Origin of the sequence: Baekduia soli, assembly GCF_007970665.1 — a bacterium.
In the GTDB taxonomy this organism is placed as follows: domain Bacteria; phylum Actinomycetota; class Thermoleophilia; order Solirubrobacterales; family Solirubrobacteraceae; genus Baekduia; species Baekduia soli.
On sequence record NZ_CP042430.1, the window covers coordinates 694,424 to 720,635 of the forward strand.

General features: G+C 75.2%; 27 protein-coding genes. 20 read left to right on the forward strand and 7 right to left on the reverse strand.

The window, feature by feature from the left end; genetic code table 11:
* Positions 1–385: 385 nt before the first annotated feature.
* Complete coding sequence (mce, locus tag FSW04_RS03150; RefSeq protein ID WP_146916165.1) at positions 386–793, reverse strand: methylmalonyl-CoA epimerase; 408 nt, start codon at positions 791–793, stop codon at positions 386–388.
* Between the two features lie 62 nt (positions 794–855).
* Here mce and FSW04_RS03155 point away from each other — a divergent pair, with 62 nt between their 5' ends.
* Positions 856–1,830: a hypothetical protein gene (locus tag FSW04_RS03155; RefSeq protein ID WP_146916166.1), complete on the forward strand. Its 975-nt coding sequence runs from the start codon at positions 856–858 to the stop codon at positions 1,828–1,830.
* On the opposite strand, the gene FSW04_RS03160 is transcribed toward FSW04_RS03155, so the two are convergent.
* Positions 1,827–3,506 (reverse strand): ATP-dependent metallopeptidase FtsH/Yme1/Tma family protein, encoded by a 1,680-nt coding sequence (locus FSW04_RS03160; RefSeq protein WP_187369207.1) that lies wholly within the window; start codon positions 3,504–3,506, stop codon positions 1,827–1,829. The genes FSW04_RS03155 and FSW04_RS03160 overlap by 4 nt on opposite strands.
* Before the next feature lie 147 nt (positions 3,507–3,653).
* Between FSW04_RS03160 and FSW04_RS03165 the strand changes: the two genes are divergently transcribed.
* The 3 genes from FSW04_RS03165 to FSW04_RS03175 are packed head-to-tail and all read left to right on the forward strand — an operon-like array spanning position 3,654 to position 5,381.
* Positions 3,654–4,184, forward strand: coding sequence for a YceI family protein (locus FSW04_RS03165; RefSeq protein WP_146916169.1), 531 nt, complete (start codon positions 3,654–3,656; stop codon positions 4,182–4,184).
* A gap of 5 nt (positions 4,185–4,189) precedes the next feature.
* Positions 4,190–4,756, forward strand: a complete 567-nt coding sequence (locus tag FSW04_RS03170; protein WP_146916171.1) for an NADPH-dependent FMN reductase — start codon at positions 4,190–4,192, stop codon at positions 4,754–4,756.
* 10 nt (positions 4,757–4,766) lie between these two features.
* Positions 4,767–5,381: a TetR/AcrR family transcriptional regulator gene (locus FSW04_RS03175; RefSeq protein WP_228430850.1), complete on the forward strand. Its 615-nt coding sequence runs from the start codon at positions 4,767–4,769 to the stop codon at positions 5,379–5,381.
* Here the strand turns inward: FSW04_RS03175 and FSW04_RS03180 are convergent.
* Together FSW04_RS03180 and FSW04_RS03185 are read right to left on the reverse strand one after the other, a co-directional pair.
* The gene (locus FSW04_RS03180; RefSeq protein ID WP_146916173.1) at positions 5,378–6,193 is read right to left on the reverse strand and encodes a DUF1385 domain-containing protein; all 816 of its coding nucleotides are present in this window, start codon (positions 6,191–6,193) and stop codon (positions 5,378–5,380) included. The genes FSW04_RS03175 and FSW04_RS03180 overlap by 4 nt on opposite strands.
* A complete protein-coding gene (locus tag FSW04_RS03185; protein ID WP_146916175.1) occupies positions 6,190–7,470 on the reverse strand; it encodes a M20/M25/M40 family metallo-hydrolase in 1,281 nt (426 codons plus the stop codon). Before FSW04_RS03185 ends, FSW04_RS03180 begins: the two co-directional genes overlap by 4 nt.
* Before the next feature lie 70 nt (positions 7,471–7,540).
* Here FSW04_RS03185 and FSW04_RS03190 point away from each other — a divergent pair, with 70 nt between their 5' ends.
* Together FSW04_RS03190 and FSW04_RS03195 are read left to right on the forward strand one after the other, a co-directional pair.
* Positions 7,541–8,836, forward strand: a complete 1,296-nt coding sequence (locus tag FSW04_RS03190) for a replication-associated recombination protein A (protein WP_187369208.1) — start codon at positions 7,541–7,543, stop codon at positions 8,834–8,836.
* Positions 8,837–8,866: 30 nt separating this feature from the next.
* On the forward strand, positions 8,867–10,513 hold the full coding sequence (locus FSW04_RS03195; RefSeq protein ID WP_146916179.1) for an aldehyde dehydrogenase family protein: 1,647 nt from the start codon (positions 8,867–8,869) through the stop codon (positions 10,511–10,513).
* A gap of 126 nt (positions 10,514–10,639) precedes the next feature.
* Here the strand turns inward: FSW04_RS03195 and FSW04_RS03200 are convergent, their stop codons facing one another.
* Positions 10,640–11,458 (reverse strand): oxygenase MpaB family protein, encoded by an 819-nt coding sequence (locus FSW04_RS03200; protein WP_187369209.1) that lies wholly within the window; start codon positions 11,456–11,458, stop codon positions 10,640–10,642.
* A 41-nt stretch (positions 11,459–11,499) separates the two neighbouring features.
* On the opposite strand from FSW04_RS03200, the gene FSW04_RS03205 reads away from it, so the two are divergent.
* From FSW04_RS03205 to cobA, 10 genes are read left to right on the forward strand one after another with little or no spacing between them, the layout of a single operon-like run.
* The gene (locus FSW04_RS03205) at positions 11,500–12,246 is read left to right on the forward strand and encodes a precorrin-2 dehydrogenase/sirohydrochlorin ferrochelatase family protein (RefSeq protein WP_146916183.1); all 747 of its coding nucleotides are present in this window, start codon (positions 11,500–11,502) and stop codon (positions 12,244–12,246) included.
* 12 nt (positions 12,247–12,258) lie between these two features.
* Complete coding sequence (moaC, locus tag FSW04_RS03210; protein ID WP_146916185.1) at positions 12,259–12,735, forward strand: cyclic pyranopterin monophosphate synthase MoaC; 477 nt, start codon at positions 12,259–12,261, stop codon at positions 12,733–12,735.
* 17 nt (positions 12,736–12,752) lie between these two features.
* Positions 12,753–13,235, forward strand: a complete 483-nt coding sequence (locus FSW04_RS03215) for a MogA/MoaB family molybdenum cofactor biosynthesis protein (RefSeq protein WP_146916188.1) — start codon at positions 12,753–12,755, stop codon at positions 13,233–13,235.
* On the forward strand, positions 13,216–13,902 hold the full coding sequence (gene ccmA / locus FSW04_RS03220) for a heme ABC exporter ATP-binding protein CcmA (RefSeq protein WP_146916191.1): 687 nt from the start codon (positions 13,216–13,218) through the stop codon (positions 13,900–13,902). Before FSW04_RS03215 ends, ccmA begins: the two co-directional genes overlap by 20 nt.
* Positions 13,899–14,576: a heme exporter protein CcmB gene (locus FSW04_RS03225; protein ID WP_146916193.1), complete on the forward strand. Its 678-nt coding sequence runs from the start codon at positions 13,899–13,901 to the stop codon at positions 14,574–14,576. Before ccmA ends, FSW04_RS03225 begins: the two co-directional genes overlap by 4 nt.
* A 21-nt stretch (positions 14,577–14,597) precedes the next feature.
* Positions 14,598–15,323, forward strand: a complete 726-nt coding sequence (locus FSW04_RS03230; RefSeq protein WP_146916195.1) for a cytochrome c biogenesis protein — start codon at positions 14,598–14,600, stop codon at positions 15,321–15,323.
* The gene (locus FSW04_RS03235) at positions 15,324–15,566 is read left to right on the forward strand and encodes a hypothetical protein (protein ID WP_146916198.1); all 243 of its coding nucleotides are present in this window, start codon (positions 15,324–15,326) and stop codon (positions 15,564–15,566) included.
* The gene (gene hemA / locus FSW04_RS03240) at positions 15,559–16,896 is read left to right on the forward strand and encodes a glutamyl-tRNA reductase (protein ID WP_146916200.1); all 1,338 of its coding nucleotides are present in this window, start codon (positions 15,559–15,561) and stop codon (positions 16,894–16,896) included. The genes FSW04_RS03235 and hemA overlap by 8 nt, the downstream gene beginning before the upstream one ends.
* Positions 16,893–17,726 carry a hydroxymethylbilane synthase gene (hemC, locus tag FSW04_RS03245; protein WP_146916202.1) on the forward strand — a complete coding sequence of 278 codons (834 nt, stop codon included), beginning with the start codon at positions 16,893–16,895 and terminating at the stop codon, positions 17,724–17,726. Before hemA ends, hemC begins: the two co-directional genes overlap by 4 nt.
* Positions 17,723–19,216 carry a uroporphyrinogen-III C-methyltransferase gene (gene cobA / locus FSW04_RS03250; RefSeq protein ID WP_228430852.1) on the forward strand — a complete coding sequence of 498 codons (1,494 nt, stop codon included), beginning with the start codon at positions 17,723–17,725 and terminating at the stop codon, positions 19,214–19,216. The genes hemC and cobA overlap by 4 nt, the downstream gene beginning before the upstream one ends.
* Before the next feature lie 4 nt (positions 19,217–19,220).
* On the opposite strand, the gene FSW04_RS25600 is transcribed toward cobA, so the two are convergent.
* The gene (locus FSW04_RS25600; protein ID WP_187369210.1) at positions 19,221–19,391 is read right to left on the reverse strand and encodes a hypothetical protein; all 171 of its coding nucleotides are present in this window, start codon (positions 19,389–19,391) and stop codon (positions 19,221–19,223) included.
* A 46-nt stretch (positions 19,392–19,437) separates the two neighbouring features.
* On the opposite strand from FSW04_RS25600, the gene FSW04_RS03255 reads away from it, so the two are divergent.
* Both FSW04_RS03255 and FSW04_RS03260 read left to right on the forward strand, forming a co-directional pair.
* Positions 19,438–20,235: an SAM hydrolase/SAM-dependent halogenase family protein gene (locus tag FSW04_RS03255; RefSeq protein WP_187369211.1), complete on the forward strand. Its 798-nt coding sequence runs from the start codon at positions 19,438–19,440 to the stop codon at positions 20,233–20,235.
* 81 nt (positions 20,236–20,316) lie between these two features.
* The gene (locus FSW04_RS03260) at positions 20,317–20,943 is read left to right on the forward strand and encodes a biotin--[acetyl-CoA-carboxylase] ligase (RefSeq protein WP_321167678.1); all 627 of its coding nucleotides are present in this window, start codon (positions 20,317–20,319) and stop codon (positions 20,941–20,943) included.
* On the opposite strand, the gene FSW04_RS03265 is transcribed toward FSW04_RS03260, so the two are convergent.
* A complete protein-coding gene (locus tag FSW04_RS03265) occupies positions 20,940–24,446 on the reverse strand; it encodes a DEAD/DEAH box helicase (protein WP_146916209.1) in 3,507 nt (1,168 codons plus the stop codon). The genes FSW04_RS03260 and FSW04_RS03265 overlap by 4 nt on opposite strands.
* A 184-nt stretch (positions 24,447–24,630) precedes the next feature.
* Here FSW04_RS03265 and FSW04_RS03270 point away from each other — a divergent pair, with 184 nt between their 5' ends.
* A complete protein-coding gene (locus tag FSW04_RS03270) occupies positions 24,631–25,227 on the forward strand; it encodes a TlpA family protein disulfide reductase (RefSeq protein ID WP_146916211.1) in 597 nt (198 codons plus the stop codon).
* The gene (locus FSW04_RS03275) at positions 25,220–26,209 is read left to right on the forward strand and encodes a galactose-1-phosphate uridylyltransferase (RefSeq protein ID WP_146916214.1); all 990 of its coding nucleotides are present in this window, start codon (positions 25,220–25,222) and stop codon (positions 26,207–26,209) included. Before FSW04_RS03270 ends, FSW04_RS03275 begins: the two co-directional genes overlap by 8 nt.
* Positions 26,210–26,212: the final 3 nt, after the last annotated feature.

Here is a 26,212-nt window from a genome sequence, read left to right on the forward strand (position 1 = left end):
CCGGGCCCGCCGATCCTCCACGGCCATCTCCGCCCACCCCGGCCACGAGCGCGCCATACCAACCTGAACATGACCAGAACTTGCGCTCGCGCCGGCACGCGAGCTGACCCGGTCGGGTGAGGCGGCACCCGCCGCCGTGGGTGCTCAGCCGATGCCGAAGCCCACGCGCTGCTCGTCCTTCTCGACGCGCAGCCAGAGGACGTGCTCGAGGTTGAGCCGGATCGACCCGTCCTCGGCGTCGACGTCGTGCCAGCCCTCGGTCCCGAGGGCGTCACGGAGCCGCGACAGCTCAGCGTCGCTGACGCGGGTCGCCAGCGGGGGCTGGCCTGGAAGCCGATCGAGATGCGCTGAGCCATGCCCAGAGCCTACTTGCCTTCAGACCCGACTAGTGATCCACGGGCTGGACGATCTCCGTCAGCACCCCGCCGGTGGACGCCGGATGCAGGAAGGCGACGTGCGACCCGCGGATGCCGATCCGGAACTCCTCGTCGATGAGGCGCATCCCGGCGGCCTTGAGGTCGGCCAGCGCCCGCTCGATGTCGGGGACCTGGTAGGCGATGTGGTGCATGCCGGGCCCCTTGCGGGCCAGGAACTTGCCCACGGGCGTGTCGGGGCCCAGGGGCGACAGCAGCTCCACGTGGTTCTCGCCCACGTCGAGCAGGACGGCGTCGACGCCCTGGTCGATCACCGCCTCGCGGTACACCAGCTCCATCCCGTAGGTGGACTCGTACAGGGCGATGGCGGCGTCGAGGTCCTCGACGGCGATCCCCACGTGGTCGATGCGCGCGAACATGGCGCGCGACCTTACCCGCCGGACCGGGGCACGCGCCGCCGGGCGGCGGCTACTGTCCAGGCATGCGGTCGGTCGTGCTCTGTGTCCTGCCCGCGCTGGTCGCGGTGGCCGTCGGGTGCGGCGGCGGCTCCTCGGGCCGGACCGACACCGCGCAGCAGGCGCTGCAGCTCGGCCGCCCCGGCTCGGCGTGGCGGGCGCTGACGCCCGCCCAGCAGCTCGACGCGGTCAAGGACTGCCGACTGGGCGCCGCGGTGGCCGCCAGTACCGCCAGCGGCTCCGGGCCCGCCTTCTTCAGCGACCGCTACCGGGCCATCCAGCGCCTGCAGGAGTCGACGCTGACCACCGCGCTGGACCGCTGGTTCGCGGCCGCCGGCCATGCCGGTCAGAGCTTGCAGGAGGGCTGCACGGCGGTCGCCGAGCGCCTCGCGGACATCCCATCCGTGGCCCGGCGGCCCCACGTCGAGTTCGCCCTCCCGGTCACCGGCGGCAAGGGGCCGCTCGGCCTCGAGGTGGCCGGCCCCGACATCGAGCTCGTCGGGCGCGTGAGCCCCTCGGGCGCGCGTGTGACGCTCTCGCGCCCCGGCGACCGCGCCCGCAGCACGGCGACCTGGCGCATCGATCAGCGGGGCGACACCGTGCGCGTCTCGCTGCGCTCGATCCCGCTCGGCGTCTCCTACCTGCGCGTCGACGTGGCCGGCCCGGGCGTGCGGCGCGCCGGGCGCCTGCTGGTCATCGACCGCTCCCACGCGCCGTCGCGGCGCCCGCCGCGCACGTTCGCGCCCGTGCTGCTGCGCGGCACGACGTCGCGCACGCTGTCGGTCCTCTACATCCCGCGCGCCGCCCGGGCGACCGTGCGCTCCGACGGCCCGGTGACCCTGACGGCCTCGGGCAGCCTGCTCGTGGCCCACCGGCCGGGGCCGACCACCACCGCGACGATCCGCCCGGCGCTCTACCACGACGTGCGCATCGCCGCGGCGGGCCCGTGGGTCCTGCGGATCGAGCCCGTCGGCGCCGCCCAGGGCGGCGGAGGGCCCTAGGCGGCGGTGTTGTCGTCGTCCTCGCCGCCCGGGTGGGGCAGCGGGGTGACGGCGGCGATGCGGGGGCGCTCGGGCGGGGGCGCGGGCACGCCGCGCGGGCGGCGGTGCGCGGTGCGGTCCACGCCGTCCATGATCTGGTCGATCTCGCCGCGGTCGAGCGTCTCGCGCTCGATGAGCGCCTGGGCCAGCTCCTCGAGCTTGGGCCGGTGGCGCGTGATGAGGTCGTAGGCGGCGCGCTGGGCCTCGAAGGCCAGCTCCTGCTGCTCCTCGTCGCGGATGCGGCGCGTGAGGTCGGAGACGATGTCGGCGTCGGTCACCGCGCGGACGCCGGCGGTGGCGGTGCCCATGCCGTAGTCGTGGACCATGGAGTGGGTGATCTCGGCGACGCGATGCAGGTCGTTGGCGGCGCCGGTCGTGACGACACCGAAGACGATGGCCTCGGCGACGCGGCCGCCGAGCAGGACGGTCATCTGGTCGACGAGCTCCTCGCGCGTCTTGAGGTAGCTGTCCTCGTCAGGCAGGTTCATGACGAACCCGAGGGCCTGGCCGCGCGGGACGATCGAGATCTTGTGCACGCGCTCGGAGGCGATGAGCAGCTCGCGGCACAGGGCGTGGCCGGCCTCGTGGTAGGCCACCACCTTGCGCTCGTGCTCGTTGAGCGTGGTGTTGGTCTGCACGCCCGCGACGACGCGCTCCAGCGCCCCGTCGAAGTCCTCGCGCCCGAGGGCCTGGCCCGAGCGGCGCGCGCAGAAGATCGCGGCCTCGTTGCAGAGGTTGGCCAGCTCGGCGCCGGTCAGGCCGCTCGTCTGCTGGGCGACGAGGTGCAGGTCGACGTCGGCGCGCAGCGGCTTGTTGGCCGTGTGGACCTCGAGGATGCGCCGGCGCCCGTCGACGTCGGGCGGCGAGACGAAGACCTGGCGGTCGAAGCGGCCGGGGCGCAGCAGCGCGGGGTCGAGCTTGTCGAGCAGGTTGGAGGCGGCCATGACCACGAGCCGCCCGGAGGAGGCGAAGCCGTCCATCTCGACGAGCAGCTGGTTGAGCGTCTGCTCGCGCTCGGAGTTGTTGTCGCTGCCGCGCCGGGCGCCGACGGCGTCGAGCTCGTCGATGAAGATGATCGCGGGCTCGCTCTTGCGGGCCTCGCGGAACAGGCGGCGGATGCGGGCGGCGCCCAGGCCGGCGAACATCTCGACGAACGAGGACGCCGACTGGGAGTAGAACGTCGCGCCGGACTCGTGGGCGACGGCCTTGGCCAGCAGGGTCTTGCCCGTGCCGGGCGGCCCGTGCAGCAGGACGCCGGCGGGGACGCTGGCGCCCAGGCGCTTGAAGGGCCTGGGGTCGCGCAGGAAGTCGACGACCTCCTGCAGCTCGCGCTTGGCCTCGTCGACGCCCGCGATGTCCTCCCAGTTGACCTCGACGCCGGCGTCGGGCTTGATCTCGACCGGCTTGGTCTTGGGCATCGTCTTGAGCATCCGCCACATGACGACGCCGAAGATCACGATGAAGATGATCGAGGCGAACCCCGACCAGTTGTTGCCGAAGTCCTGCAGGCGCTCGGTGAGCGTGGCGTGATGGACGGGCAGGGGCGCCGTCGGGATCTTCGTGAACCTCGAGGGATCGACCGACGTCGTCGACGTCGTCGCGGTCGTGAGGGCGGCCGTCATCGCAGCGAAGGACACGCCCCTTCCATCGGCTGTTCGGGGCGGCGACTTGACCGGTCGGTCCGCTGACATGTGCCGTCAAAGCGGACCGCAGTCCGCTATAATCCCCTCCTGTAAGCGGACTTCGGTCCATTTCCTCTTCTCCACAGGAGCCTCATCGTCGTCATGAGCACCACCGCCCAGCAGGTCCCCACCGACACCTACGCCGTCGACCCCGTCCACTCCTCGATCGGCTTCGGCGTCAAGTACAACGGTCTTGCCACGTTCCGCAGCGCGTTCGAGACCTTCGACGCCCAGCTGGCCGGCGGCGAGCTGACCGGCAGCGCGCAGGTCGCCTCGATCCAGATCGACGAGCCCAACTTCAAGGGCCACCTGCTGTCCGAGGAGTTCTTCAACGCCGACGTGACGCCGACCGTCACGTTCCGCTCGACCGACATCCGCGTCGACGACGACGGCAGCGCCGAGGTCGACGGCGAGCTCACGATCCGCGGCACCACGAAGCCCGTCACGGCCACCGGCACCTACGCCGCCGGCCCCGACCCGTTCGGCAACGACCGCGTGGCGTTCGAGCTGTCCGCGACCGTCGACCGCCGCGAGTTCGGCCTCAACTGGCAGAACCCGCTGCCCTCCGGCGCCGACTCCCTCGCCTGGGACGTCACGCTGACCGTCGACCTGCAGCTCGTCAAGCAGGCCTAGCCCCGATGCCCGCGATGCACATCCTGGGCCTGTCGGGGAGCCTGCGTCGCGGGTCCCACAACACGGGCCTCCTCCGGGCGGCAGCGCATTCGCTGCCGTCCGGGGTGCAGCTCGAGGTCTTCGACGGCCTCCGCGACCTCCCGCCCTACGACGCCGACCTCGACGTCGATCCCGCGCCGCCGGCCGTGGCCGCGCTGCGCGAGGCGATCGCCGACGCCGACGGGATCCTCATCTCGACGCCCGAGTTCAACGGGTCGATCCCCGGCGTGCTCAAGAACGCGCTGGACTGGGCCTCGCGCCCGTTCCCCGACAACGCGCTGCGGGGCAAGCCCGTCGCCGTCGTCGGCGCCTCGACCGGCCTGTTCGGCGCGGTCTGGGCCCAGGCCGACACCCGCAAGGTGCTCGGCATCATCGGCGCCGACGTCCTCGACGGCGAGATCCCGGTGGGCCAGGCCCACCACGCCTTCGGCGAGGACGGCCAGCTGGCCGAGCCCGAGCTGCGCGACGCGCTGACCGACCTGGTCAGCGTCCTGGCCGCGCGGGCGGGGGCCGCAGAAGCCAAGGCGGCGTAGGGTGCCCACCGTGGCACCCCACGAGCTCCCGATGGCGGCCGCCCCCGGCGGCGAGCATGAGCGCGCCGACGCCCGGCGCAACCGCGAGCGCATCCTGTGCGCCGCGGCCCGGCTCATCGAGGCCCACGGGGTCGACGGCGTCTCCATGGACGAGGTCGCCGCGGAGGCCGGCGTCGGCAAGGGCACGCTGTACCGCCGCTTCGGCGACCGCGGATCCCTGCTGCGAGCGCTCATCGACGAGCCCGAGCGCGCATTCCAGGAGGCGCTCATCCGCGGCGCCCCACCGCTGGGCCCGGGCGCCGATCCCGTCGAGCGACTGCACGCGTTCGGCGGCGGGATGATCGGCCTGCTGGAGAGCCACGCGCGCTTCATCCGCCAGGCCGAGAGCCTGGGCGGGGTCAAGCGCTACACGCACCCCGTCTACCAGGGCTACCGCGCCCACGTCGCGATGCTGCTCGGCCAGATCCTCGGACCGGGCCCGCAGACCGAGTACCTCACCGACTGCCTCCTGGCGCCGCTGGGCGCCGAGCCGTTCCTCTACCAGCGCGACGTGCGCGGCATGACGCTGGACGAGATGCGCGCCGGCTGGTGCCGGCTGGCCGACGCGATCGTCGGCGGGTCCTAGCCCTCCGGGCGCCGCTCCACCCGCAGGATCTCCGCCAGCGCCGCACGCCCCACGTCGAGCTGGTCCTCGGTGGGCTCGCGCGTCCCGACCACCCGCTGCAGCTCGTGGCCCGGCCGGCGCAGCGCGCGGGACACGGGCGAGTCGTCGTGGCGCTCGGACCACGCGAAGACCTCGACGGCCATGCCGATCGAGGCCAGCGACACCGCCGCGCCGGCCAGCGGTCCGGGGCGCTGGACGACGCGCTTGAGCAGCGCGGTGCCCGCCGCGTTGGAGGCCAGCAGCGGCGCCATGAGGTGCGAGCCACAGCGGTCGTGCTCCTTGGCCGCCTCGCGCGCGTCGTCCGCACCGGACTCGTAGGCGGCGATCGCCTTGTGCTCGACGCCGTGGTAGGCCGCGAGGTCGCCGCCCCGCAGCGCCACGAGCGAGGGCAGCATCGACAGACCGGCCAGCGCCACCTCGCCGCCGGCGCCCCGCACCCGGCGGCGCAGCGCGGCCGAGCCGAGCATCGCCGCGGCCGAGGCCGCCAGCACACGCGAGTCCTGCCAGGGCAGGCGCACCTCCGGCAGGGCGCGCTTGGCCAGCGGGATGACGATCATCGCCTCGGCCAGGCGGGCGACCCCGCGGGCGCCGGGCAGCGCCTGCAGCGGGCCGCGAACGCGCGGCTTGCGGCCGGAGGCCACGCCGATCGTCCCGTCCGTGCGCCGCGCGGCGACCGCCCAGTGCTCCGGGCCGTGCACGAGCAGGCCGTTGCGCAGCGCCATGCCGCCGAGGCGCAGCGGCTTGGCGCGACGGGCGACGGCCTCGCCGCTCATCCCAGGAGGTCCTGCGCGATGGCGCGGTAGGCGCGGGCGGCGAAGCCGACGTCGGCGGCGGTGATCCGCTCGTCCTTGCCGTGCACGAGCGGCCACATCTCGAAGAGGTTGCGTTCGCGCTGGGGGAAGAACCCGTAGGCCACGCACTCGGGGAACGCGTCGCGGAAGGCGCGCGAGTCGGTGTAGGCCGGCAGCATCACCGGCACCAGCCGGGAGCCGGGGTCCTCGGCCTGCACCCAGCGCCCGATCGCGTCCATGAGCGGCGACTCGACCGGCGAGCCGTTGCCGACGACCTCCTCGTCCCAGGTCAGCTCGTAGCCGTCCAGGCCCTCGAGGACCTCGGTCATGCGGCGCAGCGCGGTGTCGCGGCCGTGTCCGGGCGGCACGCGGCAGTCGACCTTCAGCGAGGCCGCGCTGGGGATGACGTTGATCTTCCGGCCGGCGCTGATCATCGTGGGCGCGAACGTCACCGACGACATGGGCTCGACGAACGTGGCCAGCGCCGGGTTGGCGGCCTGCAGCGCCGCCAGGTCGGGCAGGCCGAGCGCGGCCAGCAGCGCGCGCGGCGCGTCGGTCAGGTCGTGCTCGGGCCGCCGGGAGCCCAGCGCGGCCAGCAGCGGCGCGAGCTTGGGCAGCGCGTTGTCGCCCACGTTGGGCATCGACGCATGGCCGGCCGCGCCGCGCGTGGTCAGCGTGAAGCGGAAGACGCCCTTCTCGGCGGTGCAGACGCCGTAGAGGCGCTCGTCGCCGTGCGGGATGACCGTGCCCGCGCCCTCGTTGAGCAGGAAGTCGCTGCGCACGAGATCGGGATGGGTCTCCGTCAGCCAGATCGCGCCGTCGGCGCCGCCGGTCTCCTCGTCGACGACGACCACGACCAGCAGGTCCCCGTGGGCCGGCCGCCAGCCCGAGCGGGCGAGGTCCAGCGCGGCGGCGACCTCCGCGGCGGTCTGGGACTTCATGTCCTGCGCGCCGCGACCCCAGACCTCCCCATCGATCAGGGCGCCCGACCACGGGTCGTACCGCCACTCCGACGGGTCGGCGAGCACCGTGTCGACGTGCGAGAGCAGCGTGAGGACCGGCCCGCCGGCCCGGCCCCGCAGGCGCGCGACCAGGTTCGGGCGCGACTCCGTGCGGCCGACGAGCTCGACCTCGAAGCCCGCGTCGCGCAGCTCGGCGGCCAGCTCCTCCTGCAGCGGGCGCTCCTCGCCGGGCGGGTTGACCGTCTTGTGGCGGATGAGCTGCTGCAGCAGCTCGACGGCACGCTCCTCCAGGGCCATGGCGGTGCAGGCTAGTGGAGCGCTGCCCGCCACCCGGCGCCTTGGCGCACCTCGTAGCGTCTGCGCCACGATGGAAGAGCAGATGGGACTCGGAGAGGTCGTCGCCACGCGCAACGCGCCGCTGGCCGACCGCATGCGCCCGCAGACCCTCGACGAGGTCGTGGGCCAGCCCCAGCTCACCGGCGAGCGCGCGCTGCTGGCGCGCTCCGTGGCCGAGAACCGCCCGTACTCGTTCGTCCTCTACGGCCCGCCGGGCACCGGCAAGACGACGATCGCCATGGCCGCCGCGCGGGCGTTCGGCCTGGCGTTCGAGCAGCTCAACGCGGTCACCGACGGCGTCAAGGACCTCCGCGAGGTCATCGCGCGGGCCAAGGACCGCCGCCGCATGGGGGAGGGGACGCTGCTCTTCCTCGACGAGATCAGCCGCTGGAGCAAGTCCCAGCAGGACGCGCTGCTGCCCTACGTCGAGAACGGCACCGTCGTGCTCATCGGCGCCACGACCGAGAACCCGGGCTTCGAGCTCAACCGCGCGCTGCGCTCGCGGCTGAAGATCGAGATGGTCCGCGGGCTCGACGAGGGCGACCTGTCCGAGCTGGCCGATCGCGCGCTGACCGACCGCCCCCGCGGCCTCGGCGCCCGCGAGCTGACGCTGCACCCCGACGCGCGCACGACGCTGCTGCAGCACGCCGACGGCGACGCTCGCGCGGTCCTCACCGGCCTGGAGTACGCGGCCACGCTGGCCGAGCAGGGCGACGAGATCTCCGAGGCGCTCATGCTCGAGGCGCTCGGCGCCCGCTCGTTCCCCGGGCGCGTCGAGCACTACGACCTGGCCTCGGCGCTCATCAAGAGCATCCGCGGCTCGGACCCCGACGCCGCGCTGTACTGGCTGGCGCGCATGGAGGCCACCGGCGAGGAGCCGCGCTTCATCGCCCGACGGCTGCTCATCGGCGCCGCCGAGGAGGTCGGGATGGCCGCGCCCGGCGCGCTGGCCGTCGCCAACGCGGGCTTCGAGGCCACGATGAACCTCGGGCCGCCCGAGTGCTGGCTCGTCCTGGCCGAGGTCGCCTGCTACCTCGCGGTCAGCCCGAAGAGCTGGGCGTCCTACATGGGCCTGGCCGAGGCGCGCCGCATCGTGGCCGAGAGCCCGGCCTACCCCGTGCCGCTGGCGCTGCGCAACCCCAGCGACGAGGTGTCGCGGGCCGAGGGCGCCGGGGAGGGCTACGAGCACGCCAGCCGGCTGCCGCCCGGCTCCGGGCATGTGCGCTTCCTGCCCGACGAGCTGCAGGACGCCCGGACCTACAGCGCCCACCGGCGCGGCACCGAGGTCGACCGCGGCTGGGAGCGCCGGCCGCCCGACCCCGACTGACCGACCCCGGGGCCTGCCACCATCGGCGCCATGGCCGGCGAGCACGACGACGTACCGCGCATGCGGGCGGTGGCCCCCGCGACGGGCCGCCCGCTGGGGACGGTCGCCGTCGCGGGCCCGCGCGAGGTGCAGGCCGCCGTGCGCGAGAGCGGCGAGGTCCAGCGCTTGTGGGCCCAGCTGCGCCTGGCGGACCGCGCGCGCTACATGGCGCGCGCCGCCCAGGCCGTCATCGACGAGGCGCCCGAGCTCGTCGAGCTCGTCGGCGCCGAGCAGGGCCGCCCACGGGCCGAGGTCGAGATCGGCGAGCTGCTGCCCGCCGTGGAGACGCTGCAGTGGCTCGCCGAGAACGGGCCGCAGATCCTCGCCGGCGAGCGCGCCGGGATCTCCCGCGTGCTGCACCCGCTGACCCGGGCGCGCTGGACCTACGAGCCGCTGGGCGTCGTGGCCGTCCTGGGCCCGGCGGCCGAGCCGTTCGCCACGCCGCTGGGCGACGTCGCGGTGGCGCTCATGGCCGGCAACGGCGTCGTGCTCAAGCCCTCGCCGCACGGCGCGCTGGCCGGCGAGCGGATCGCCCGCGTCTTCGCCCGCGCGGGGCTGCCCGAGGGCCTGCTGCAGGTCGTCCACGGCCACGCGGCGACGGGCGGGGCGCTGGTCGAGGCGCCCGGCGTCGCCCAGGTGCGCTTCACGGGCTCGGCGGTGGCGGGCGGCAAGGTGCTCGAGGCCTGCGCGCGCGGAGTCAAGCGCGTTGTGGCCGAGCTCGGGGGCAAGGACGCGGCGATCGTCTGCGCCGACGCCCAGGTGCCGCGCGCCGCCCAGGGCATCGCCTGGGCCGCGTTCACCAACGCCGGGCAGTCGGGCGGCAGCGTCGAGCGCGTCTACGTCCTGCAGGAGGTCGCCGAGCCGTTCCTGGCCGCGCTCACCGAGCGCGCGCGCAGCCTGCGCGTCGGCGACCCGGCCGACCCCGCCACCGAGATCGGCCCGCTCGTCGGCGGCGAGCGGCTGCACCGGCTGACCGAGCTGCTCGAGGAGGCCGTCGCGCTCGGCGCCACGATCCACTGCGGCGGCCCGCGGGAGGTCGCGGGCCTCAGCGGCGCGTTCTGCGCGCCCGTCGTGCTGACCGGCGTGCCGCCCGGCGCCCGGATGGCGCGCGAGGAGGTCCCCGGCCCCGTCGTCGCGGTCACCGTCGTCGCGCGCGAGGAGGACGCGATCGCCGCCGTCAACGACGCCGACCTCGGCCTCGGGGCCTCCGTGTGGACGGCCGACCGCTACAAGGGGCAGCGCATCGCGCGCGAGCTGCGCGTCGGGATGGTGTGGATGAACCACCACCTCGTCGCGCGCAGCGCCCCGCAGCTGCCCTGGGGCGGGGTGCGCGGGTCGGGCATCGGCCGCGCGCGCGGCGCGATCGCGCTGCGCACCTGCGCCGAGCCGAAGGTCATCACCTGGGACCCGGGCGCGGCGGGCGCGTTCTGGTGGTTCCCCTACGACGCGGCGCTGGCGCGGACCGGCCGCGCCGTCGCCCAGCTGCGCTCGGCCCGCGACGCCGACCGCGAGGCCGCGTGGCGCGAGGGCGTGCCGTCGGTGCTGTCGGTGGCCGCGCGCACCCTGAGATCTGCGCGCGGCCACCGCAGGCGGGCACGCCTCGCGGCGTCGCCCGGCGCCTCCCGTCGCCCGGACTGAGCGCGGACCGTAGAGGAGGCGGTCAGGCAGGAGACGCGCGTGCGCGGCAAATGCAGCGCTTCCCGCGGTGAAGCTGCACCAACGCTCCACGGCGCAGAGCGGTCCGGGTGCCGGACCGCCGCGCCCTCAGGCGGCGGCCTGGGCGCGCGCGCCGACGTAGCGCAGCCGTCCGGGCAGCAGCGGCACGAGCACCCGCTTGACGTACTCCGCGCCGCCGCGGATGGCCAGCGCCCGCGCCGGGTCCCACGAGAAGCCGTAGCCGCGGCGGATCCCCGCGGGCAGCAGCCCGACGGTGATGACGTTGGACAGCTCGACGAGCGGGCGCACGCGCGCCGGGACCGGCGGGCGCAGGACGACATCGATGCCGACCTCGCGCGCGGTCGGGGTGACCACGAGGTCGCCCGAGGCCAGCATGCGCGACATGTAGGCCTGCAAGTCGCCCCACGTGGCGGGCATGTCCTCGTCGGCCAGGCCGAACAGCCGGCCGATGACGCGGTAGTCGGCCCAGTAGGCGTCGCGCTCGGCGTAGGAGAGGCGCTCGACGTAGCGGTCGTAGACCAGGACGGCGGAGTCCGCGAGGCAGGCGACGATCCACAGGAGCAGGTCGGGGTCGTCGGCGGCCCAGGGCGTCCCGGCCGGGAACGGCCCCGCCGCGCGCGGCAGCACCCCGCGGGCCCTGGCGTGCATCGCGCGTACGCGCCGGGTCTGGCGGTCGGCGTCGGCCCTGGACCCCCAGGCGATCGTGTCCATCACCTCGGCCGTGCGGCGCAGGCGGACGTAGGGGTCGCCGAGCGCGCCCGTCGCCATGAAGAACCCCTCGAAGGCGACGGGGTAGGCGGCCATCATGAGCAGGGCGCGCGGGCCCGAGAGCGCGACGACCTTCTCGCGGTGCACGCGGCGCAGCAGGGAGTCGTCGGTGAAGTAGGAGGCGGGTGTCTTGGTCACGGTGATCTCGAGGACACCTACGGCCGTCTACCCTCTCAGAGATGCCTGCCGCCGCCTACGAAGGGAAGGAGTGCGTCTGCCAGTTCAAGCGCGGGGTCTGCGACCAGACCTGCGTGCGCGACATGCTGGACACGCCCTTCTACATCGCCTGCCTCAAGCTGCGCGGCCGCCGCTGCCTCGTGGTCGGCGGGGGTGCCATCGGCCTGGAGAAGGCCGAGGGCATCCTGGCCTGCGACGGCGACGTGACGGTCCTGGCGCCCGAGGTCGGCCCCGAGCTCGAGGAGCTGGCGCGTGAGGGCTCGATCACGTGGGAGCGGCGCGAGTACGCCGGGATCCAGGACCTCGAGGGCGTCTTCATGGTCATCGCCTGCACCGACGACACCGACGTCAACATCGCGATCTACGAGGACGCCGAGCGCCGCGCGATGCTCGTCAACGTCGTCGACGTCCCGCCGCTGTGCAACTTCATCCTGCCCGCCATCCTGCGCACCGGCCCGCTGGCCATCGCGATCTCGACCGCGGGCGCCTCACCCGCGCTGGCCAAGCGCATGAAGCGCGAGATGGCCGAGCACTTCGGCGAGGAGTACGCGCGGCTGGCGATCCTGCTCAACCAGGTGCGCGGCTGGGCCAAGGGCACGCTGCCCACCTACCAGGAGCGCAAGGACTTCTTCGAGTCCATCGTCAACGGCGACCCGGACCCCATCGCGCTGCTGCGCGCGGGCGACGAGCCGGCGGTCCTGGACCTCATCGCCGCCGCTCAGCGCACGCACACCCCGGCGACGGCCTAGGGGCCGCGGCCGATGCCCGACCGCCTCACCCACCTCGACGCGCAGGGCACCGCGCGCATGGTCGACGTCGGCGCCAAGCCCGTCACCGAGCGCCGGGCCGTCGCCGAGGCCGTCGTCCGGATGCTCCCGGAGACCGCCGGCGCCGTCGCCGCCGGCGACGCGCCCAAGGGCGACGTCCTGGGCACCGCGCGCATCGCGGGCATCCAGGCCGCCAAGCGCACGGACGAGCTCATCCCGCTCTGCCATCCCATCGGGCTCGACCTCCTGGACCTCGACGCCGTCGTCGACGCCGAAGCCGGCACGGTCACGCTGACCGCCACCGCGGCGGTGACCGCGCGCACCGGCGTCGAGATGGAGGCCATGACCGCCGCCGCCGTCGCGGCGCTCACGGTCTACGACATGGTCAAGGGCCTGGAGCGCGGCGTCAGCATCGAGGCCGTGCGACTGTTGGAGAAGTCGGGCGGGCGCAGCGGCATCTGGCGCCGCTGAGCCGTACGCTGACCGCGATGCGCACCTGCGTGCTCACCGTGTCCTCCTCGGTCTCGCGCCGCGAGAGCGAGGACGAGTCCGGCCCGCTGTTGGCGCACCTGGCCGAGGAGGCGGGCGCCGAGATCGAGGCGATGGAGGTCGTGCCCGACGACTACTCGCTCATCGAGGACCGCCTGCACCACTTCGTCGACGACGACTTCGCGCTCATCTTCACGACGGGCGGCACGGGCTTCACGCCCGACGACGTCACGCCCGAGGCCACCCGCGCGGTGATCGAGCGCGACGCGCCCGGCATCGCCGAGGCCATGCGCGCCGAGTCGCTGCGTCACACGCCGATGGGCATGATCTCGCGCGGCGTCGCGGGGATCTCCCACCACACGCTCATCGTCAACTTCCCGGGCAGCCCCAAGGCCGTCGGGCAGCTCTTCCCGGTCATCGCGCCCGTGCTCGAGCACGCCGTGCGCACGCTGCGCCGAGCCGATGACGGCCCCCGCCATTGAGCTGCAGGGCCTGACCCGCCGCTACGGCGACCGCGAGGCCCTCTCCGACCTGACGCTCGACGTCGCCCCCGGCACCACGCTGGTCGTCTTCGGCCCCAACGGCGCGGGCAAGACGACGCTGCTGCGCGTGCTGGCCACGCTCCTGCGCCCGCACGCGGGGACCGTGCGCGTGCTGGGCAGCGCGCTGCCGAGCGAGGGCTGGGCCGTACGCGGGCGCGTCGGCTTCCTCGGCCACGCGCCGCTGCTGTACCGCGACCTCACGGCGCGCGAGAACCTGCGCTTCCACGCCCGCCTGCACGGCGTCGCGCCCGCCCGCATCGACGAGCTGCTGGGGGCCGTCGGCCTGCGCGCCCGCGCCGACGACCCCGTCAACACCTACTCGCGCGGGATGGTGCAGCGCGCCGCGGTGGCCCGCGCGGTCCTGCACGACCCAGAGCTGCTGCTGCTCGACGAGCCGACCGCCAACCTCGACCCGCACGCCGCCGAGCTCGTCGAGCCGCTGATCGGCGCGGCCTCGGGGCGCACCCGCGTGGTCACCAGCCACGACCCCGTGGGCGGGCTGCAGGGCGCCGACGTGGCGCTGGGCCTGCGGGCCGGACGCGCCGAGCTGCTGGCCGCGGCGTCGGCGGTCGACCGCGAGCAGATCGGGGCGCTGTACCGGTCATGAGGCGCGCCGTGGGAGCCCTGCTGCGCAAGGAGCTGCGCCTCGAGCTGCGCACGCCGCAGGTCATCCCGGCGATGGCGCTGTTCAGCATCACGACGCTCGTCGTCTTCCACTTCTCGCTGCAGGCCAACACGGTCGAGGGGGCGCTGGCCGCCGGCGTGCTCACCGTGACGCTCCTGTTCAGCGCGATCCTGGGCATCAACCGCCTGTTCGTCGCCGACCACGAGGAGGGCGGCTTCGACGGCTTCATGCTGGCCCCCGTGGACCGCACGGCGATGCTCGTCGCCAAGGCCCTGGCGCTCGGCGCGTTCCTCGTCGTCCTCGAGGTCATCGCGGTGCCCGCGTTCGCGCTCATGCTCCTGGAGCCGGGCCTGGACGGGCAGGCGCTGGGCCAGGCCGTCCTCGTCCTGGCGCTGGCCGACGTCGGGATCGCGGTCGTCGGGACGCTCGTGGGCGCGCTGGCCATCCAGACCCGCGCGCGCGACCTCATCGTGCCGCTCGTCGCGCTGCCGCTGCTGCTGCCGGTGGTCATCGGCACGGCGAAGGCCCTCGCGCCGACCTTCGCGGCTGCGGGCGCGGGGCCGCTGCCCGGACGCTGGCTGGCGATCCTCGGCCTCTATGATCTGGTGTTCACGCTGCTCGCCTACGCGGTCTTCGACTTCCTGCTCGAGGACTGAGCGCCCCAAGGACGCCCCCCGATGTCCGGAACCCGTCTCCGCTCCCTGTCCCTCCTCACCGTCGTCACGCTGGTCGGGGGGTTCGCCCTCGCCGCCTACGTGGCGCCGATGGACGCCGATCAGGGCTTCCTGCAGAAGATCTTCTACCTGCACGTGCCGATGGCCATCGTCGCGCTGTGCGGCTTCATCTTCGGCGGGATCTGCGCCGTGCAGCACCTGCGCACGTCGGAGGCCAAGTGGGATCTGCGCTCCTACGTGGCGATCCACATCTCGGTCATCCTCGGGGTGGGCGTGCTCCTGACCGGCGCGATCTGGGCCAAGGCCTCCTGGGGCCACTGGTGGGTGTGGGACGAGCCGACGCTGGTCAGCTTCCTCATCATCTTCCTGCTCTACGCGACCTACACGCCGCTGCGCTTCTCGATCGAGGACCGCGAGCGCCAGTCGCGCTACGCCTCGGTCTTCGCCGTGACCGCCGGTGCGTTCGTGCCGCTGAACTTCATCGCGGTGCGCGCCGCGACGTCGCTCGTGCACCCGCGCACGTTCGACTCGGCCGGCAACCTGCCCGGCGCGATGCGCACGGCGTTCATCGTCTGCTTCATCGGGATGGCGCTGCTGTACGTGACGCTCTTCCAGTACGAGATCGCCCACAAGCAGACGACCGCCCGCCTCAAGTCGCTCAAGCGCCGCCTCGGCGGCGAGGACGTCCTGCGCCCGCGGCGCTCGGCCGCGCCGGAGCTCGGGGCCTAGATGCTCGTCGCGGCCTCCAACACGCTGCCCACGAACTCGGGCTACGTCGTCGCGGCCTACCTCGTCTTCCTCGCGCTCATCCTGGTCTACGTCGCGATCATGGCCGCCAAGCTGGCGCGCGTCGGCCGCGAGGTCGCCGAGATCGACGACCTCGAGCAGCGCCGGGCCCAGCAGGCCGGCGACGACGACGCGCGCGGCCCGGCGTCCGGCGCACGCTCCGGGCAGGTCGGCGGCCATGTCTGAGCTGCTCTGCCTGGGCATCTCGCACAAGACCGCCCCGGTCGCCGTGCGCGAGCGCCTCGCGCTGTCGACCAAGGACGCCGAGGCCCTGTGCCGGGACCTCGTGGCCCACGACGACGTGCGCGAGGCCGTCGCGATCTCGACCTGCAACCGCACGGAGGTCTACCTCGTCGCCTCCGACCCCGTGCAGGCCGAGGGCGAGCTGCTGCGCCACCTGGCCCGGCGCGCCGGGATCCGCCCCACCGAGCTGACCGATGCGATGTACGCGCCGCGCAACTGCGACGCCGCGCGCCAGCTCTACCGCGTCGTCAGCGGGCTGGAGTCGATGATCGTCGGCGAGGCCGAGATCCAGGGCCAGGCCAAGCGCGCCTACGAGGCCGCGCTGGCGGCCGGCACGACCGGGCCGATGACCAACCGCCTGTTCACCGCCGCGCTGCAGACCGGCAAGCGCGTGCGCAGCGAGACCGCCATCGGCGCGGGCAAGGGCAGCGTCTCGACCGTCGCCGTCGCGCTGGCCCGTGAGGTCGTCGGCGACCTGGCCGACCGCAACGTCGTCATCATCGGCGCCGGCGAGACCTCCGAGCTCACCGCCCGCGCGCTGGCCGAGGAGGGCGTGCACACGATCTTCCTCGCCAACCGTCACGCCGATCGCGCGCGGTCGATCGCCGACCGCTTCGGCGGCACGGTGTCGTCGCTGCACGAGCTGCCCGAGCGCCTGGCCGCCGCCGACATCGTCGTGGCCAGCACCGCCTCACCGCACCCCATCATCGGCTACGAGGAGCTCGAGCTCGTCATGCGCGAGCGCGCGGGCCGGCCGCTCCTGCTCATCGACATCGCCGTACCGCGCGACGTCGAGCCCGAGTGCGGCGACCTCGACGGCGTCGCGCTCTACGACATCGACGACCTCCAGGCGACCGCGGCGCGCAACCGCCAGGTCCGCGAGGACGAGCGCACGCAGGCCGAGGACGTCGTCGAGGACGAGATCCAGCGCTTCGCGCGGTGGATGGGCTCACTGGAGGTCATGCCGACCATCGGCGCGCTGCGCGAGCACGGCAACGCGATCGTCGAGCAGGTGCTCGGTGAGAACGCGGGGCGCTGGGAGACCGCGTCGCCGCGCGACCGCGCCCGCATCGAGGCCATCGCGCGCTCGGTCATGCAGCGCCTGCTGCACGAGCCGACGATCCGCCTGAAGTCGCTGGACCGCGACGGCGGCCACGGGCGGGTGCAGCTCGCCCGCGAGCTCTTCGGCCTGCAGGAGGGCACCGACGAGGCGCCCGCCACGCAGGACGCAGCCGCCGACGTCCGGCCGCTGCGACGCCGCGACGCCCGGTGAGGCTCGGCACGCGCGGCAGCGCCCTGGCCCGCGTCCAGGCCGACGCCGTCGCCGGCGCGCTCGGCGGCGCGGAGATCGTCGAGATCACGACGAGCGGCGACCGCGGGGTCGCCGGCGACAAGGCGCGCTGGATCGACACGATCGAGGACGCGCTGGAGCGCGGCGACATCGACCTGGCCGTCCACTCGGCCAAGGACGTCCCGGCCGCGTCGCTGCTGCGCCCGGGGATGGCCGTCGCGGCGGTCCTGCCGCGCGAGGATGCGCGCGACGCGCTGGTGGGCGCCGCGGCGCTGGACGACGTGCCCGAGGGCGCGCGCGTGGGCACCGCCTCGCTGCGCCGTCGCGCCCAGCTGCTGGCCGTGCGCCCCGACCTCGAGATCGTCGACCTGCGCGGCAACGTCGACACGCGGCTGCGCCGGCTGGCCGAGGGCGCCTGCGACGCGCTCGTGCTCGCCGCCGCCGGACTGCGCCGCCTGGGCCGCGGGGACGAGATCGGCGTGCTGCTGGACCCCGCCGTGTTCGTGCCCGCCCCCGGCCAGGGGGCGCTGGCGCTGGAGGGACGTGCGATCCCCGAGGGGATCGTCGACGCGCCCGCCGACACGGCGCTGGGGCTGGAGCGCGCGGTCGTCGAGGCGCTGGGCGCCACATGCGACACCCCCGTCGGCTGCCACTACGACGGCACCGCGCTGCACGCGTTCGTCGGGCTGCCCGACGGCAGCGAGTGGCTGCGCGACGCCGTGACCGGGCCCGACCCGGCGGCTGCGCTCGTGGCGCGCCTGCGCACGATGGGCGCCGACGACCTGCTCGCGCGGGCCGGGGAGCTCGCGTGAGCGCCGGCGGGCGCGTCGTGCTCGTCGGCGCCGGGCCGGGCGACCCGGGCCTGATGACCGTCCGGGGCCTGGACGCGATCGCCCGCGCCGACGTCATCCTGTACGACAAGCTCATCCCGCCGACCGCGCTGGACGGCGCGCGCGCCGACGCGATCCTCGTCGACGTGGGCAAGATCGGCGGCGGCGAGCAGGTCCCCCAGGCCGAGACCCACCGCCTGCTGCTGGAGCACGCGCAGGCCGGGCGGCTGGTCGTGCGCGTCAAGGGCGGCGACCCCTTCGTCTTCGGCCGCGGCGGCGAGGAGGCCCAGCTCTGCCGCGCGCACGACATCGCCTACGAGGTCGTGCCGGGCGTCACCGCCGGGATCGCCGGCCCGGCCTACGCCGGCATCCCCGTCACCCAGCGCAACCTCGCGGCCGCCGTGGCGTTCGTCACGGGCCACGAGGACCCCGGCAAGCCGGAGACGCAGATCGACTGGCCGGCGCTGGCCGCGTTCCCCGGCACGCTGGTGTTCTACATGGGCGTGCGCGCGCTGGCGCGCATCGCCGAACAGCTCGTCGCCGGCGGGCGCCCGCAGGACGAGCCCGCCGCCGTGGTCGAGCGCGGCACGCTGCCCGACCAGCGCGTCGTGCACGGCACGCTGGCCGACATCGCGGCGCGCGCGCAGGCCGCGGGGGTCAGGCCGCCGTCGGTGACCGTCGTGGGGCCCGTCGCCGCGCTGGGCGAGGACCTGGCGTGGCTGGACCGCGGGCCGCTGGGCGGCACGTCGGTCGTCGTCACGCGCCCGAAGGCCCAGGCCAGCGGCCTGGCCGGCCGGCTGCGCGACCTGGGCGCGCGCGTCGTGGAGGCCGCCGTCATCGTGCCCGAGCCGCTGGACTTCGCGGTGCCCGACCTGACGGACGTGGGCCTGCTCGTGCTCTCCAGCCCCAACGGCGCCGCGCGCTTCTTCGACGCGCTGCGCGCCCAGGGCCGCGACGCCCGCGCGCTGGCGGGCACCCGCGTGGCCGTCATCGGCCCGGGCACCGCCGATGCCGTGCGCGCCCACGGCATCGAGCCCGACCTCGTGCCGACGCGCGCCGTCGGCGAGTCGCTGGCCGAGCTCGTCGGGCCGCTGCAGGTCGGCCGCGCGCTCGTGGTCCGCGCGCGCGGCGGCCGCGACGTCGTGCGCGACGCGCTGGCGGCCGGCGGCGCTGAGGTCGAGGTGCTCGAACCCTACGTCACGGTGGCCGAGCCGCTGGACGAGCGCACCCTGACACGGGCGCTGGCCGCCGACTGGGCGACGTTCACCTCGGCGTCCTCGGCGCGCTTCTTCTGCGAGGCCGCAGGCGGTGCGGCGGCCGTGCGCGAGAGCGGGCTGCGCCTGGCCTCGATCGGGCCGATCACGACGCAGGCGCTGCGCGACCTCGGCCTGGAGCCCACGCTGGAGGCCGCCGAGCACACGCCCGACGGCCTCGTGGCCGCGCTCGTGGGCGCGACCGCCCCCGCGGCCTGAGGGGTCAGCCGACGGCCGGCGGCTCGCCCTCGGTCGGGATGCCGGGCATCGCGCCGGGGCCGGGCTCGGTGTGCTCGCCCTCCGGGTCGGCCTCGGCCACGCCGAGCGGCGCCTCCTCGGGCTGGCCGTCGGGCATCCCCGTCGGAATGTCGTCGTCTTCGGGGTCGTCGGGCATGCCTCCGCGCTACCCGCACGGGCGCGCCGCTAACGTTGCCGACGGCATGGCCAGGCCGATCACCTTCCTCTCGGACTACGGGCTCGAGGACGACTTCGTCGGCGTCTGTCACGCGGTCATCGCCCGCATCGCCCCCGACGCGCGGGTCATCGACCTCAACCACGGCCTGGGCCGCCACGACGTGCGCACCGCCGGCCTGGTGCTGCGGCGGGCGCTGCCCTACTGCGCGCCCGGCGTGCACCTGGCCGTCGTGGACCCCGGGGTGGGCGCCGAGCGCCGCGCGATCGCGCTGCGCACCACGGAGGAGGACCGCATCCTCGTCGGCCCCGACAACGGCCTGCTGTCGCTGGCCGCGCAGCGCTTCGGCGGCATCGCCGAGGTCGTCGACGTCGGCCGCTCGCGCCACCGGCTCGAGCCCGTCTCGGCGACGTTCCACGGGCGCGACATCTTCGCCCCGGTGGCCGCCCACCTGGCCGCCGGCGCCCCGCTGGGCGACGCGGGCGACCCGATGGACCCCGACGAGATCGTGCGCCTGGACATGCCGCTGGCCATCCTCGAGGACGCGGTGCTGTGGGCCCACGCCGTCGCCTTCGACCGCTTCGGCAACATCATGCTCGACGTCGAGCACGCCGAGCTGGCCGACTCGGGCTTCCGCCTCGGTCATGCCGTCGTCGTCAACGGCCGCCAAGGGGTCTACGCGACCACGTTCTCCGACGTGCCGCCCGGTGAGCTCATCCTCTACGAGGACGCCTACCGGACGCTCTCGCTGGCGGTCAACCGCGGCTCGGCCCGCGAGCTGCTGGGCGTCGAGACCGACGACGACCTGCGCATCAGCGCGCCGTAGGAGCCGGCCCTGCTCGGGACGCCGCGCCTGCACCTGGCCGTCACGGCCTCGACGAACGACCGCGCGCGCGAGCTGGCCGCGTTGGGCGCGCCCCACGGCGCGCTGGTCACCGCGGGGCTGCAGACCGCCGGGCGCGGGCGGCAGGGCCGGACGTGGAGCGCCCCGGCGGGCGCCGCGCTGCTCATGTCGCTCGTGCTGCGCGACGCGCCGCCGCTGCTGCCGCTGCTGGCCGCCGTGGCCGTGGCCGACGCCTGCGGGCCGCAGGCGACGATCAAGTGGCCCAACGACGTGCTGCTGGACGGCCGCAAGGTCGCCGGGATCCTGGCCGAGGGCCGCCCGGCCGAGGGGTGGGTGGTCCTGGGCATCGGGGTCAACGTCGCCGTGGCCCCGGACGACCTGCCCGCCGAGCTGCGCGACACGGCCGCCACGCTCGGGCTGGGGCGCGGCGCGGTCGAGCCGTTCCTGGCGCGGCTGCTGGCCGGCCTGCAGGAGGCCCTGGAGCGCCCCGTCGAGGCCACGCTGGAGGCCTGGCGCGCCCGCGACGCGCTGCACGGCCAGGCCATCACCTGGGGCGCGGGCGCGGGCGTGGCCCGCGGCATCGACGGCGAGGGGCGCCTCGTCGTCGAGCTGGCCGACGGCGGGCGCACGGCCCTCAACGCGGGCGAGGTGCACCTGGGCCGGCGCAGGCCCGCGGCCGAGCAGACCTAGGCCGCGTCGTCGAGCGCGTCGCCGCCCACGGGCGACTCCGGCTCGGCGGGCTCGGCCTTCTTCGTCGCGCGGCGGCGCTTGGGCTTCGGCGCGGGCTCGGCCTCGGCGCCGTCCAGCGTGAGCTGTCCGTCCTGGGCCGCAGCCTCGGCGGGCGCGGCCTCGGCGGGCGCGGCCTTGACCGGCGCGCGGCGGGTCCGCGGCTTGGCCGCCGTGCTCGCACGCGCCCGGGGCTTGGGGGCGGCCTCGGCGGCCGGGGTCTCCTCGGCCTGCGGCGCACCGGCCTCCTCGGCGGCGGCCTTGGCCTTGCGCGCCGCGGCGGTCGTGCGCGGCTTGGCGGGGGCCTTGGGCTTGGCGGCGGCCTTGGCCTTCGTGGCCGCGGCCTTCGGCTTGGCGACGGCCCTCGGCTTGGCGGCGGCCTTGGGCGCGGTGGCGCGGCGGGCCCGCGCCGGCTTGGCGGGGGCCTCCTCCTCGGCGACGGCGTCGCCGGTGGGCGCCTCGGCGGGCTCGGCGGGCTCCGTGTCCGCGCCGGCCTCCGGAGCGGACTGGGCGGGCGCCTTGGCGGGGGTGCGCCGGCGACGCGCGGGCGTCGCGGGGGCCGGGGCCGGCGCGACCGCGCGCATCGCGGCCAGCGCGGCGGCGATCCCCTCGGCGACCTCCTCCTCGTCCAGCGGCGCGGGCGCCGCGGCCGGCGCCGGGCGCGGCGCCTCGTCCCGGGCGTCCTCGTCGCCGGACGGCCCGTCGGAGGGCTCGCCGGCGACCTCGCCGCGGGCCTCCTGCTCGCGCCGCTCGGCCGCGGCGGCGGCCTTGCGGCGCCGCGAGGAGCGCCGGCGCTTGGAGCGCGAGCTCCCGCCGGCGGCCTCGCCGCCGGCCTCGGCCCCGGCGTCACCCTCGGCGACGGCGGCCTCGGACCCCGGCTCGGACTCCGCCCCGTCGGGCGGAGCCTGCACGCCGGCGACGACGAGCGTCGGCTCGAGCTCGGGCGCGCGGCCCTCCTCGCCCTTCTTGCGCCGGCGCCGGGAGCGGTTCTTGCGCTTGGGGAAGTTGCGCAGAAGCTCGCGCGACAGGGCGCTGGGCTTGCGCGCCATCCGCGTGCGCGCGCCGCGCACGACCTCCATCGCCTCGGGCGTGTGCGCGACCGCCGCAGCGAGCAGCGCGGCGCTGAGCCGGCGGTCCTGCTTGCGTGCCGCGTGCACGAGCCGCCGGGCGTTGCGCGCGTGCGCGCCGCCGGAGGAGTTGACGAGCAGCCCCAGCAGGCGCTTGGTCTCCGGCCAGCGCTGGACCGCGTATTCCTCGTGGACCTCGCGCGTCATGTCCGCGAGGTCCCAGATCCAGTGGCTGGCCTGGTCGCGGCGGCCGATGCGGCGCTCGGCGAGGGCCTGGAGCAGGATCTTGACGCCCTCGCGGCGCTCGTCGCGCGACCACGTGCGCACGACGTCGACCGCGCGCTCGAACGCGTCGGCGTCGCGCGACTGCGCGATCTCCTGCAGCGCGCGCAGGCGCAGCTGGGAGTTCTTGTTGCGCTCGACCGCGGTCAGCAGGAAGCTGCGCTTCAGCTCGCCGGTCTTGTCGAAGTGCAGCATCGCCCGGGCGCGGCGCCAGCCGCTCGGGGCGACGCGCGCGCCGGCCAGGGCCGCCCACTGCACCTGCTCCCCGTAGTCCAGGAACTCGACGGCGATGCGCCAGAGCTCGCGCTCGAAGACCTCGATGCGCGTGTCCGGATCGGCGGTGACCGGGATGACGCGGCGCTCGACGCGCACCCGGCGCCCGCGCCCGCGCCGCACCGGGCCGACGACGATCGCCCCGCCGCGGTAGACGTCGCGGTCCAGCAGCGAGTGCAGCGTGACGACGGGGTCGTCGTGGCGCGTGGCCGGGTGGACGAAGTCCACGACGATCCCCGACTCCTTGCCGGGGTGCCGGCGCGTGACGCGGCCGACGCGCTGCTGGTAGATGCGCTTGGACGCCGTGGGCGCCAGGTGCATGCAGATCGTCGCGCGCGGCGAGTTCCAGCCCTCGGCCAGCAGCTGGGCGTTGACGAGCACGTCGATCTCGCCGCGCTCGTAGCGCGCGAGGATCTCGGCCAGCTCGCGCTTGGGCGTCTCGCCCGACACGCCCATGGCCTTCATGCCCTCCTGGCGGAAGGCCTCGGCGACGTTCATCGCGTGGCGCACGCCGGCGGCGTAGACGACCCCGGGCACGCCGTTGAAGCGCGTCTTGTAGAGGTCGGCGATCGCCAGGTTGAACGGCAGCTGGTCCAGCAGCTCGGCCAGCATCTCCTGGTCGAACTCGACATCGACCTCGCCCTTGCGCAGCGGGACCTTGGCGATCGTGCGCACGCCGGGGCCCGGCGGGATGCGGATGGAGCGCAGCGGCGCGATGACGCCGCGCCGCGCGGCCTGCGCGAGGTCGAAGCGCGAGGTCTGCGTCGGGAAGAGGTCGGTGACGTGGCGGGCGATGAGCGCGCCCGTCGCGGTCATGCCGACGAAGATCGGACCGGTCCATGCGCGGATGGCCGCCGACGTCTTCTCGCCCAGCGCGGTGTGCGCCTCGTCGCAGATGACGATCGTGTAGGCGTCGGAGATCCGCCCGGCGTTGCGCACGAACCACTGGTAGGTCTCGACGGTGACCGGGCCGTCCGTGCGGTCCGTGCCGGCGCCGTCCAGCAGCGGCGGGGACTCGCGCTTGCCGTAGCCGCGCTGGTGCAGCTCGCCGAGGAACTGGTCGACGAGGTTGCGGCGGTGGGTGAGGATGAGGACGCCGCCCGTGCGGGACGCGTCGACGAAGCCCATGGCGGCGACGGTCTTGCCGGCGCCCGTGGCGTGCTCGAACCAGAAGCGCTTGCCGGCGTTCGGGTCGTCGGCGGCGCCCTCCTGGACGTCCTCGTCGACGTCATCCTCGGTCGCGTCGTCGTAGGACTCCTCCTCGGCGGGCTCCTCGGGCTCGTCGTCCTCCTCGAGGTCGATGTCGATGTCGACGTCGACCGGCGTGCGGTCCTCGGGCTCGTCGTCGGGATCGTCGTCGTCCTCGTCGTCGTCGGGCTCGGGCTCGGGCTCGTCGGGCTCCTCGGGCTCGACCGCCGGCTCGTCCTCGACGGGCTCGGGCTCCTCGACGGCGAGCACCGGCGCAGCCGCCGCACCACCGCCGTTGGCGCCCTTCTGCGCCGAGGCCAGCAGCGCGACGAGCGTGCCGGACAGCGCATCGACCTGATGCGGGTTGAGCAGCGTGCCGTCGGCCAGCCGCGGCTCCTGGTCGCTGAGGACCCGCTCGAGGCCCAGCAGGAGCGAGTAGCGGCGCCGCCAGCGCGTCGACGGGACCTTCGCCCCGGCGTCGATCTCGGCCAGCGCGTCGTCCAGCGCCTGACGTCGCGCCCCGCCCGGGGCCAGCGCGACCGCCGGCTCCTCGCCCTCGTGGACGAACCGCTCACGGGTGAACGCCTCGGCGCGAGCGACGAGCGACGGTTCGGGAAGGGATGCGGCCTCGACGGCCGGCGACGTGGGATCAGCCATGGATCGGCTCGCTCTGAAGGAGGAGCGCCCGCGGAGGACCAGCGGCGGTGGTACGCGCTGCGCGGTCCTCAGGGACCGGGAGGATCGAGGGGACTCCAACTGAACAGCAGTCGCACCCTCGCCTCGTTGACGCAAGGATATCGGATCGGGGGGCGGATCCACAGGAACCTGCGACCCTGTGCCCATGTCCCGACGCCTCCTCCTCGTGCTCGGCGCCGTGGTGGCCGTCATCGCGATGGTCGTCATCGGGCTGTCGCAGGCCGGCTCGAAGTCCAAGACGCCGGCGCCCGCCACGCTGTCGCTCGCCCAGCAGCGCGAGCGCCTCGCCGGGGCGCCCGCGCCCCTGGCCGGGCTGCACGCGCAGGCCAGCGAGCTGCTCACGGGCGGCACGACGGCGGTCGGGGCCCGGATGGCCGCGCTGCAGCGCGCCGGCTACCCCGTCGTCATCAACAAGTGGGCCGCCTGGTGCGGGCCCTGCCGGCTGGAGTTCCCCGTCTTCCAGCGCGTGAGCGTCGCGCTGGGCAAGCGGGTGGCGTTCATCGGCCTCGACGGCCACGACAACCGCGGCGACGCGCGCGCCTTCCTGGCCCGGACGCCGTTGAGCTACCCCAGCTACGAGGACCCCAACGAGCGCACGGCCCACAGCCTGCAGGCCGGTGCGTTCTACCCCACGACGGTGTTCGTCGATGCCCGGGGGCGCCGCACCGTCCACCAGGGTCCCTACAACGACGAGGCGACGCTGGAGCGCGACATCCGCCGGTACGCGCTGGGCCGTGCCTGAGATCCGCGTCGACCCGCTGACGGGTCTGCGCGGCATCATCGCGCAGCACCGCGCGCAGCGGCCCGGCGGGGGCCTCGCGATCCCGCAGCCGCCCCCGCCCATCGACGCCGACAGCGATCCGTTCGCCGCCGGACACGAGCACCGCACGCCGCCCGAGCTCTTCGCGGTGCGCCCCGGCGGCGGGCCGCCCGACACCCCGGGCTGGACGGTCCGCGTCGTGCCCAACCTCTACCCGGCGCTGGAGGCCGGCGGCGTCGAACCGGAGCCCTCCCACGCCCCGGACCTGTTCACCGCCGCGCCCGCGCGCGGCGCGCACGAGGTCGTCGTCAACGCCCCCGATCCCGTCGGCTCGCTGGCCGACCTGACCGCCGGCCAGGTCGCGGTCGCGATGGACGTCTGGCGCGCGCGCATGCGCGCCCACGCGGACGCCGCCTACGTGCACGTCACCGTCAACGAGTGCGCCGCGGGCGGCGCGTCGCTGCCCCACACCCACACCCAGCTCTTCGCGCTGGACTTCGTCCCCTCCCAGATCGCGCGCGAGCGCGAGCGCTTCACGGCCCACGCGACGCGGACGATGGGCGGCAACCTGCTCCAGGACCTCGTCCAGGAGGAGGTGCGCCAGCGCGACCGGCTCGTCGCCGTCGACGACGAGGGCGTGCTGCTGTCCCCCTACGCCGCCGCGCTGCCCTACCAGCTCCTGCTGGCCCCGCGCGTGCCGCGGGCGCGCTTCGAGGACGACGGGCCGGTGGCCGCCGCCCTGCTGCACGACGCGTTGCAGCGCCTGCGCCGGCGCTTCGGCGGCGTCGTCCCGCCGCTGAACCTCTGGGTGCGGACCGCGCCTCGCGGCGCCGAGCACTTCTGCTGGCACATCGACATCGTCCCCCGCCTGACCCCGCTGGCCGGTCTGGAGCTCGGCACCGGCCTGCACCTCAACATCGTCTCGCCCGAGCAGGCCGCGGCCGACCTGCGCGACAGCGGCTGACCC

What these genes read in the sequence shown, in the direction of transcription:
- FSW04_RS03165 (WP_146916169.1), top strand. Translation starts at nt 3,654, where the DNA reads ATGAGCACCACCGCCCAGCAGGTCCCCACCGACACCTACGCCGTCGAC.
- FSW04_RS03180 (WP_146916173.1), bottom strand. Translation starts at nt 6,193, where the DNA reads ATGAGCGGCGAGGCCGTCGCCCGTCGCGCCAAGCCGCTGCGCCTCGGC.
- FSW04_RS03225 (WP_146916193.1), top strand. Translation starts at nt 13,899, where the DNA reads ATGAGGCGCGCCGTGGGAGCCCTGCTGCGCAAGGAGCTGCGCCTCGAG.
- FSW04_RS03155 (WP_146916166.1), top strand. Translation starts at nt 856, where the DNA reads ATGCGGTCGGTCGTGCTCTGTGTCCTGCCCGCGCTGGTCGCGGTGGCC.
- moaC (WP_146916185.1), top strand. Translation starts at nt 12,259, where the DNA reads ATGCCCGACCGCCTCACCCACCTCGACGCGCAGGGCACCGCGCGCATG.
- FSW04_RS03230 (WP_146916195.1), top strand. Translation starts at nt 14,598, where the DNA reads ATGTCCGGAACCCGTCTCCGCTCCCTGTCCCTCCTCACCGTCGTCACG.
- FSW04_RS03235 (WP_146916198.1), top strand. Translation starts at nt 15,324, where the DNA reads ATGCTCGTCGCGGCCTCCAACACGCTGCCCACGAACTCGGGCTACGTC.
- FSW04_RS03195 (WP_146916179.1), top strand. Translation starts at nt 8,867, where the DNA reads ATGGCCGGCGAGCACGACGACGTACCGCGCATGCGGGCGGTGGCCCCC.
- hemA (WP_146916200.1), top strand. Translation starts at nt 15,559, where the DNA reads ATGTCTGAGCTGCTCTGCCTGGGCATCTCGCACAAGACCGCCCCGGTC.
- FSW04_RS03265 (WP_146916209.1), bottom strand. Translation starts at nt 24,446, where the DNA reads ATGGCTGATCCCACGTCGCCGGCCGTCGAGGCCGCATCCCTTCCCGAA.
- mce (WP_146916165.1), bottom strand. Translation starts at nt 793, where the DNA reads ATGTTCGCGCGCATCGACCACGTGGGGATCGCCGTCGAGGACCTCGAC.
- ccmA (WP_146916191.1), top strand. Translation starts at nt 13,216, where the DNA reads ATGACGGCCCCCGCCATTGAGCTGCAGGGCCTGACCCGCCGCTACGGC.
- FSW04_RS03270 (WP_146916211.1), top strand. Translation starts at nt 24,631, where the DNA reads ATGTCCCGACGCCTCCTCCTCGTGCTCGGCGCCGTGGTGGCCGTCATC.
- FSW04_RS03185 (WP_146916175.1), bottom strand. Translation starts at nt 7,470, where the DNA reads ATGGCCCTGGAGGAGCGTGCCGTCGAGCTGCTGCAGCAGCTCATCCGC.
- FSW04_RS03190 (WP_187369208.1), top strand. Translation starts at nt 7,541, where the DNA reads ATGGAAGAGCAGATGGGACTCGGAGAGGTCGTCGCCACGCGCAACGCG.
- FSW04_RS03205 (WP_146916183.1), top strand. Translation starts at nt 11,500, where the DNA reads ATGCCTGCCGCCGCCTACGAAGGGAAGGAGTGCGTCTGCCAGTTCAAG.
- FSW04_RS25600 (WP_187369210.1), bottom strand. Translation starts at nt 19,391, where the DNA reads ATGCCCGACGACCCCGAAGACGACGACATTCCGACGGGGATGCCCGAC.
- FSW04_RS03215 (WP_146916188.1), top strand. Translation starts at nt 12,753, where the DNA reads ATGCGCACCTGCGTGCTCACCGTGTCCTCCTCGGTCTCGCGCCGCGAG.
- FSW04_RS03255 (WP_187369211.1), top strand. Translation starts at nt 19,438, where the DNA reads ATGGCCAGGCCGATCACCTTCCTCTCGGACTACGGGCTCGAGGACGAC.
- FSW04_RS03170 (WP_146916171.1), top strand. Translation starts at nt 4,190, where the DNA reads ATGCCCGCGATGCACATCCTGGGCCTGTCGGGGAGCCTGCGTCGCGGG.